Annotated in this window: 5 protein-coding genes; all 5 read left to right on the forward strand. The window is 60.9% G+C overall.

What is annotated here, in order from left to right:
* Window positions 1–325: 325 nt before the first annotated feature.
* The 5 genes from AB8A50_RS01765 (at window position 326) to AB8A50_RS01785 (ending at window position 7,364) form a co-directional block, all read left to right on the forward strand.
* The gene (locus AB8A50_RS01765; RefSeq protein WP_439076554.1) at window positions 326–1,909 is read left to right on the forward strand and encodes a TolC family outer membrane protein; all 1,584 of its coding nucleotides are present in this window, start codon (window positions 326–328) and stop codon (window positions 1,907–1,909) included.
* A gap of 216 nt (window positions 1,910–2,125) precedes the next feature.
* Window positions 2,126–4,312 carry a type I secretion system permease/ATPase gene (locus AB8A50_RS01770; RefSeq protein ID WP_439076555.1) on the forward strand — a complete coding sequence of 729 codons (2,187 nt, stop codon included), beginning with the start codon at window positions 2,126–2,128 and terminating at the stop codon, window positions 4,310–4,312.
* A complete protein-coding gene (locus AB8A50_RS01775; protein WP_439076556.1) occupies window positions 4,299–5,633 on the forward strand; it encodes an HlyD family type I secretion periplasmic adaptor subunit in 1,335 nt (444 codons plus the stop codon). Before AB8A50_RS01770 ends, AB8A50_RS01775 begins: the two co-directional genes overlap by 14 nt.
* A gap of 224 nt (window positions 5,634–5,857) precedes the next feature.
* A complete protein-coding gene (locus tag AB8A50_RS01780; RefSeq protein ID WP_244528488.1) occupies window positions 5,858–6,895 on the forward strand; it encodes a transglutaminase-like cysteine peptidase in 1,038 nt (345 codons plus the stop codon).
* A 124-nt stretch (window positions 6,896–7,019) separates the two neighbouring features.
* The gene (locus tag AB8A50_RS01785; RefSeq protein WP_439076557.1) at window positions 7,020–7,364 is read left to right on the forward strand and encodes a hypothetical protein; all 345 of its coding nucleotides are present in this window, start codon (window positions 7,020–7,022) and stop codon (window positions 7,362–7,364) included.
* Window positions 7,365–7,444: the final 80 nt, after the last annotated feature.

A 7,444-nucleotide genomic window follows, 5' to 3' on the forward strand; every position in this document is an offset into this window, starting at 1 on the left:
TGAGGGACTACCACGATCCCTTCATGTCGTATCTTTTTCCATTTTACGAAATAGCGATGGTTGCCACAATTGGGCGCGCTCTGGCCCGCCCAGCGCGCATTGATCGTCCTGGGGGCGGTTCTGCCGCTCACGAAATCGTGTTAACCTGTTGTTAGGTATTGATAAATACCTGAAATCAGGGCCGAAAATGACAGTGCCGTGACATATAAACGGACCGTGCCGCCTCCGGACGAGGTAATGCATTCTTGCAACAATGAGTCAGTTTTCGATCCAAAATGTGGCTTTCGGATTGCGGCAAGTTCCGTTTCTTGTTAGCGCTCAATCCATGAAGCAGATCGCAAAGATTTTCCTTGTAGTTGTATTGCTGGGATCGAGCGGCAAGTTCGCTCATGCAGCCGAACCATTTTTCATTCTTGACGCCATCAATCAGGCGGTAAGGACGAACCCAGGTGTCGGCGAGGCGTCTGCCAATCGCCGCGCCACCGAAGCCGAGCTTCGCCAGAGCCAAGGTACTTTGCTGCCTCAGATCAGGCTGCAGGCGAATACCGGCCCCGAGATGTTGAACCGGGCGATCGTTCCTGCGCCGGCCGGCAATGGCTCTTATGTCAACGGCAGCGAGGCGTCGGTAACGGTGCGCCAGCTGGTGTTCGACGGCTTTGCGTCCATCAACGACATCTGGCGTCAGGCTGCGCGCGTCGATGCTGCGGCGTTCCGGGTGCTTGAACGGACCGAACTGATCGCGCTCGATGCTGCTGAAGCCTATGTCGATGTGACGCGCTATTTGCGTCTGGTCGCGCTTGCCGAACAGAATCTCAAGGTGCATCTCGAATTGCGCGCCAATGTCCGTGCGCGTTTCGCTGGCGGTCGTGCCGGTGAGGGCGATACCCAGCAGGCGGAAGAGCGTGTAGCCGCAGCAGAAGCCGTGTTGTCGGATTTCCGCCTCAGCCTCGATTTCGCGCGCGCCAAGTATCGCAAGACCGTCGGTCTTGAGCCGTTCAATGTGCGCTTCCCCGGTCGCTTGCCGGATATGCCGGCAACCAAGAACGAGTCGCTCGACGTCGCCTTCAAGTACAATCCGACGATCCGCGCCGCTGGTGCAGATGTAGATGCGGCCAAGCGTGCTTTCGACTCGACCGCCGGCGCATTCGTTCCGAACGTCGCCCTGGAAGGCCGCGCGCTGCGCGGCAAGGATTCGATCACCTATCCGGGCAACCGCGACGAAGTCAGCGGCAAGGTTGTCGTCAGCTGGGATATCTTCCGCGGCGGTCAGGATGCGTGGAAGCGCGCCGAAGCTGGCGAACGCATGATTGAGCAGCAGCAGCGTCATGCACGCCTGCAGCGCGATGCGCTGGAGTCGCTCGACAAGGCATGGGCTGCGCGCACGATCACGACGGAGCGTGCTGCAGCGCTGGTGCGTGAAGTTGAAGCCGCTCGCCGTACTTTCGTGGCCTACAACAAGGAATATGAGCTCGGCCAGCGCACGCTGATCGATCTGCTCAACTCGCAGAACCAGTACTTCAACGCCAACGTCTCACTGGTGTCTGCACGCGGCGTCACCGTGTTCGCCGACTATCAGTTGCTGGCGGCCATGGGACAGCTGCTGTCCTATCTGAAGACCGGCAAGCCGCCGGAGTCTGAGCCGATCGAGAGCCGTGCATCCGGTCTTATCCCGTATCGCCTGCCGCCGATCCTGCTGACGGCGCCGGAGCCGGGATCCGAACCGCTTAATACGGTTCTGCCCTTCCAGACCTGGAATTCGCCTTTCGCACCGGCGCTGGAACCGAAAGCCGTGCTGTTCGGTGATCGCTGGGCCTCGCAAGATCTGTCGAACGCCAACGCATTGTTCGTGACATCGGGCCAGGTCGGGCAGGGCAGCGTGTCGGCCGATGCTTCTGCGGGGCGCCGTTAACCAGTTAAGTACGCAGATTCATAATCCGCGGTCGGGTTTACCGTAAGTTCAGCAATTCGTCTGAACCGCGAAATAGTACAGGCGCTCCGCAAGGATCGCCTGTAAAGCTGGCAAGTCATATTTTGTAAGGCCAGTAGATCCGCGCACGGGTCATACAAGGCGCCTGGAATTTCCGAGGCTGCATTGAACATTCGCTCACCCCAGTTCGATATTGCAATGGACCTGCCGGCTGCGCCCGTAGCGGGGGTCGAGCATCAGCATGCCGATCCGTTAGCGGACAGCCTGCTTTATCTCGCCGCTCACCACGGCAGAGCTGTCAGCCGCAGTGCGCTGCTTGCCGGTCTCCCGGTCGAGCGCGGCGTGCTGACAACGGCTCTGTATGAGCGCGCGGCGCAGCGGGCGGGCCTCGAGGCCGAACTGAACGAGCGACCGCTCAAGGATATCCCTGCGCTGGTCCTGCCTGCTGTGCTTCTGTTTCACGATGGTTCGACGCGGATTCTGCGCGGCATCGATCTGGCGAGTGGCCGTCTGACACTGGCAACCCCCGTCGGTGACGGTGCGATCGCCATGGAGCGGATCGAAGCCGTCGAAGAGAAATATGCCGGCTTCGTCTATTTCGTCCGTCCGGCGTCCGTCAGCGATCCGCGCGCGATCGCCACCGGCGATCTGCCGAAGGCTCACTGGTTCTGGTCCGTCGTCAGCCGGTTCGGCTCCAACTACAGCCATGTCGCCATTGCAGCTTTCATCGTCAACATGCTGGCGCTCGCCGCGCCGCTGTTCACCATGAGCGTGTATGACCGCGTCATTCCGAATGGCGCGATCCCGTCGCTGGTGGCACTTGGTATCGGCCTGTCGCTGGCGATCGCATTCGACTTCCTGCTCAAGGTGGTCCGCAGCCGCATCATCGACATGACCGGCAAGAAGATCGACGTGGTGCTGGCGTCGAACATCTTCGAACATGTGATGGCGCTGAAGATGGACAAGCGTCCGCCCTCGGTCGGCATTCTCGCCAATCAGATGCGCGACTTCGACTCGGTGCGCGAATTCTTCACATCGGGCACGGTCGTGTCGGCGACCGATATGATATTCGCGATCATCTTCATCGCAGTGCTGTTCGTGATTGCCGGCCCGCTGGCCTGGATCCCGCTGGCGATGCTGCCTGTGATGATCCTCGTCGGTCTCTTGATCCAGCGGCCGCTCGATCGTGCGATGAAGCGCCTGCAGGCGGAATCGGCCGCGCGCCACGGCATCCTCATCGAATCGCTGAACGGTATCGAGACCGTTCGCGCAGTTGCTGGCGAGAGCCGGGTGCAGACAGTGTGGGAACGTTCCGTCGCCGCGACTGCGCGTTCAAGCGAAGGCGTGCAGTTCTGGTCGTCGCTGGCGATGACCAGTGCGAGCGTGGCGACGCAGCTGTGCAGCCTGTTGCTGGTCGTGGTCGGCGTGTTCCTCATTCTTGACGGCAAACTGTCGGTCGGTGCGCTGGTTGCGGCCAATATGTTGTCGGGCCGCATTCTCGGCCCCATCGCGGGCATCGCGGCCGTGATGACGCGCGCGACACAGACCATGTCGGCCCTGCGGTCGATCGATCGCCTGATGGCGACGGAGCGCGAGCGGCCGCCGGAAAAGATCTTCGTGGCCCGCGAGATCACCAAGGGCAGCATCGAATTCCGCAATGTCAGCTTTTCCTATCCGAACAGCCCGGCCAAAGCCCTCGACGGCATCTCTTTCCACGTGAAGCCTGGCGAGAAGATCGGCATCATCGGCCGGGTCGGCTCAGGCAAGACCACAGTCGGCCGTCTGGCGACGGCGTTCTATCCGCCGAGCGAAGGCAGCATCCTGATCGACGGCATCGATATCCGGCAATACGACCCGGCGGACCTGCGCGCCGGCATCGGTTTCGTGCTGCAGGACACCGATCTGTTCTATGGCAAGCTGCGCGACAACATCACGCTTGGCCGTCCCGATGCGACCGATGAGGAAGTGCTCGCGGCTGCACGGCTGTCCGGCGTCGAGACCTTCATCGCCGGTCATCCGCAGGGCTACGATATGATGGTTGCCGAAGGCGGCCGTAGCCTGTCGGGCGGCCAGAAACAGGCGATTGGCCTCGCCCGTGTGCTGATCCGCAAGCCGCGCGTGTTGTTTCTCGACGAACCCACAGCGCATTTCGATGTGCGCAGTGAAGGTGAATTCCTCGATCGCCTCAAGACACTCGCCAAGGGTGAGATGTCCATTATCGTCTCGACGCATCGTCCGTCGCTACTGTCGCTGGTCGACCGCATTCTCGTGTTCGACAACGGCAAGATCGTCGCCGACGGTCCCGCCGATCAGATCCTGACGCGTTTGCGTCCGCAGCCGCAAGCTCCTCAAGCCGCGGGGAGGCCGGTCAATGTCGCAGTCTGATTTCGCATTTTCGAACGACGTTCGTGCGGCCATGGAAATGCGCACGCCGCGCACGGCGCGAATGTTGTTGATGACCGTCACCGGTCTGCTCGTCGTGTTTCTGCTGTGGGCGCACTTCGCCGTGCTGGATGAAGTGAAGCGCGGCAATGGCAAGGTGGTGCCGTCGCGCCAGACCCAGGTGGTGCAATCGCTTGAAGGCGGCATCATCAGCGAATTGCTGATTCAGGAAGGCGCCATCGTCAGAAAGGATCAGCCGCTGGCGCGCATCGAAGATACCAACTTCGCGGCGCAGTTTGGCGAAATCCGCGAGCGGCGCGGTGCCATGGCTGCCCGCGTGATCCGACTGGAAGCAGAGACCTTCGGCAAGACCAGCGTCGAGTTTCCGGAAGATCTCACGAAGCTTGCACCGCGTGCGGTTCAGACCGAACGCAGCGTGTTCGACGCCCATATGCGCAAGCTTGCGCAGGACATCGACGTGATTGCCCAGCAGGAATGGCAGAAGAAAAAGGAAATCGACGAGCTCCGTGCGTCGGAAACCCGCTTCTCCGAGACGCTGACGCTGCTGACCCGCGAAACGTTGCTGACGCGCCGGCTCTATGAGCAGAAGGTCGTTCCCGAGATCGAGATGCTGCGGTCCGACCGGCAGGCCACGGACATGCGCGGCCAGCTCGCGGTGGTGCAGGCAACCATGGTCAAGACCGAGGCCGCCGTGAAGGAAGCGCAGTCGCGACTTCTCAATATCACCACGGCATTTCGTTCCACGGCGGAAGATGATCTCGCGAAATCGCGCGGCGATCTCGCGGTGCTCGACGAAAACATCAAGTCCGCGCAGGATCGCGTTCGGCGCACCGAATTGCGGTCGCCGGTCTACGGCATCGTTAACAGACTCAACGTCACCACCATCGGTGCGGTCGTCGCACCAGGCGCCAGCGTGATGGAGATCGTGCCGCTTGAGGATACGCTGCTGGTCGAGGGGCGCATTCGTCCCCAGGACATCGCCTTCATCCGTCCGGACCATGAAGCGGTGGTGAAGCTCAGCGCCTACGACTCTTCGGTCTATGGATCGCTTCACGGCCGGGTCGAACGTATCAGCGCCGATACCATCACCGACGAGAAGGGTGACAAGAATGAGCGCGGCGAGACGTTCTACCGTGTCATGGTGCGCACCGAAAAGAACCACCTCGGCACTGCCGAGCAGCCGCTGCCGATCATTCCCGGCATGGTAGCGACAGTCGAAGTCCTGACCGGCAAGAAGTCGGTGCTGGATTATCTCGTGAAGCCTGCGCGCATGCTACGCGAAGAGGCGTTTCGCGAACGCTGAGAGCGCTACGGAGCATCTCCGCTGCTCCGTATGTTACCTTGCTCCCAGTCCATCAGAGTCAACGAACTCTTAAAACGCAGGCTTCGCTAAAATTCGAGCGAATGCGTTGGTAGGCGATTGAGCGCGTTCAACGACATACAAGCCCAGGTTGACATGTTTTAACCGGCCTGAAGCAGCCCTCGATTTATCCCTGATGCCACAAGATCCGGACGGGGATCGACGCAATGACGTCGGCCGATGCTCCGGACAACGGGGCGTCAGTCATGTTGCGTATCGATCAGACGCGGGCATTCCCGCGTGCGCTGGGGTTCGTGCTCGCCGGTGTTGTAAGCGTCAGCGCTTGCGATGGAGCATTTGCAAAGTCACGCGCGAAGAAGACGGTGCTTGAGCGCCCCGTGATGGAATCGGTGATCGCGGGCATGACCGCGCCGCCGGTTCGGTTCTTCACGATCAACCAGGTGCTGGCCAAGCGTGACAGCGAGAACCGTGCAAAGCCCGGCAATATCGAACTCGCATCCTTGGACGCGTCGCAGGGATCAGATGCCAAGGTGATCAGCGATGCGCCGTCTCCGGCCGCGATCCTGCCTGCCACCAGCGAGGAGCCGTTCGGCCTGTTCACGTTCCGCGCGCCTGAAGGGCTGCTATGGACGAAATGGCGCGGTGTGGAAGCGCGTATGCGCGCCGACTTGAAATCGATCGAGGACTGCAAGGCAGATAGCGAGAACTGCGCCGCCGGTGCGCGCAAGTTTGTCGCCGTCACGCGTTCCGCCGCCGAGTTGGGTCTGCGCACACGCGTCGAGGCGATCAATCGCGACGTCAACTATGCGATCCGCTATGTCGGAGACTATCAGCAACACGGCGTCGCCGATCTGTGGAGTTCGCCGCTTGAAACGCTATCTGCGGGCATCGGCGATTGCGAAGATTATGCGATCGCCAAATTCGCCATGCTCGTCGCAACGGGCGTGCCGGAGGCCGATATCAAGATGATGCTGGTGCGCGACATGGCGGTGCGCCAGGACCATGCGGTGCTGACCGTCCGTGTCGATGGCCGCTGGCTGGTTCTCGACAATCGCTACTCCCGACTGTCGGAAACACGTGATCTGCCGCATTTCATGCCGCTTTTCGCTATCGACCACAAAGGCGTCAGCCTGTTCGCCGCGCCCTATGCCGCGCGTCCGCATCATGAGAGCGAGACCGACATGTTGCCCGCGGCCGAGGTGGACGGCTTCGGCGGGGGCTCTTCCTTGCCGCTGGCGCTCTGAGATAGTTCGACAACACAACGTCGATAATCGGCCTGATATCGACGTTTTATGCGCTTCGCGATCTTGTACTTCCGTGCATCTTGGGCTCTTAATGCGCCAGGGTGAGGTCGACGAGGGGATTGAGATGCGCTTCAAGCACACGCTGTTGGGTTTGTTGGTGGTGGCCGGAATGGCTTCCGGTGCAACTGTCTCGCATGCCGAAGGCCTGCTTCCGGGCGCTGCCTTCTCCGTCGATTGTCAGAATGGGGCGGTCTACAAGCTGACCTCCGGCCGTGTGACCTTTCCGGGTGATATCGTCACCGGCCATCTGTACCTGACCCCGCGCCGTGCAATGCCTGTTCGCCTGATCCCGATGGGTGAGGGATATCGCTATGCAGGCCGTGGCGTATGGCTGGATGGCATTCGCGAGCACGCGCTGTTGTATCGGGCCAAGTATAGCCCGGTCGCGTGCGTCGTTACCCGTATCTAGACTTTTATCCTATCAATTATCTCCTGCGATAGCAGTCCTGCGATAGCGAGTTGCGCATCTGCGCAGCTTGCTGACTCACG

Origin of the sequence: Tardiphaga sp. 841_E9_N1_2, from assembly GCF_051811065.1 — a bacterium.
Classification (GTDB): Bacteria; Pseudomonadota; Alphaproteobacteria; order Rhizobiales; family Xanthobacteraceae; genus Tardiphaga; species Tardiphaga robiniae.

Coding starts and splice junctions, on each gene's coding strand:
- AB8A50_RS01765 (WP_439076554.1), top strand. CDS start 326: ATGAAGCAGATCGCAAAGATTTTCCTTGTAGTTGTATTGCTGGGATCG.
- AB8A50_RS01770 (WP_439076555.1), top strand. CDS start 2,126: ATGGACCTGCCGGCTGCGCCCGTAGCGGGGGTCGAGCATCAGCATGCC.
- AB8A50_RS01775 (WP_439076556.1), top strand. CDS start 4,299: ATGTCGCAGTCTGATTTCGCATTTTCGAACGACGTTCGTGCGGCCATG.
- AB8A50_RS01780 (WP_244528488.1), top strand. CDS start 5,858: ATGACGTCGGCCGATGCTCCGGACAACGGGGCGTCAGTCATGTTGCGT.
- AB8A50_RS01785 (WP_439076557.1), top strand. CDS start 7,020: ATGCGCTTCAAGCACACGCTGTTGGGTTTGTTGGTGGTGGCCGGAATG.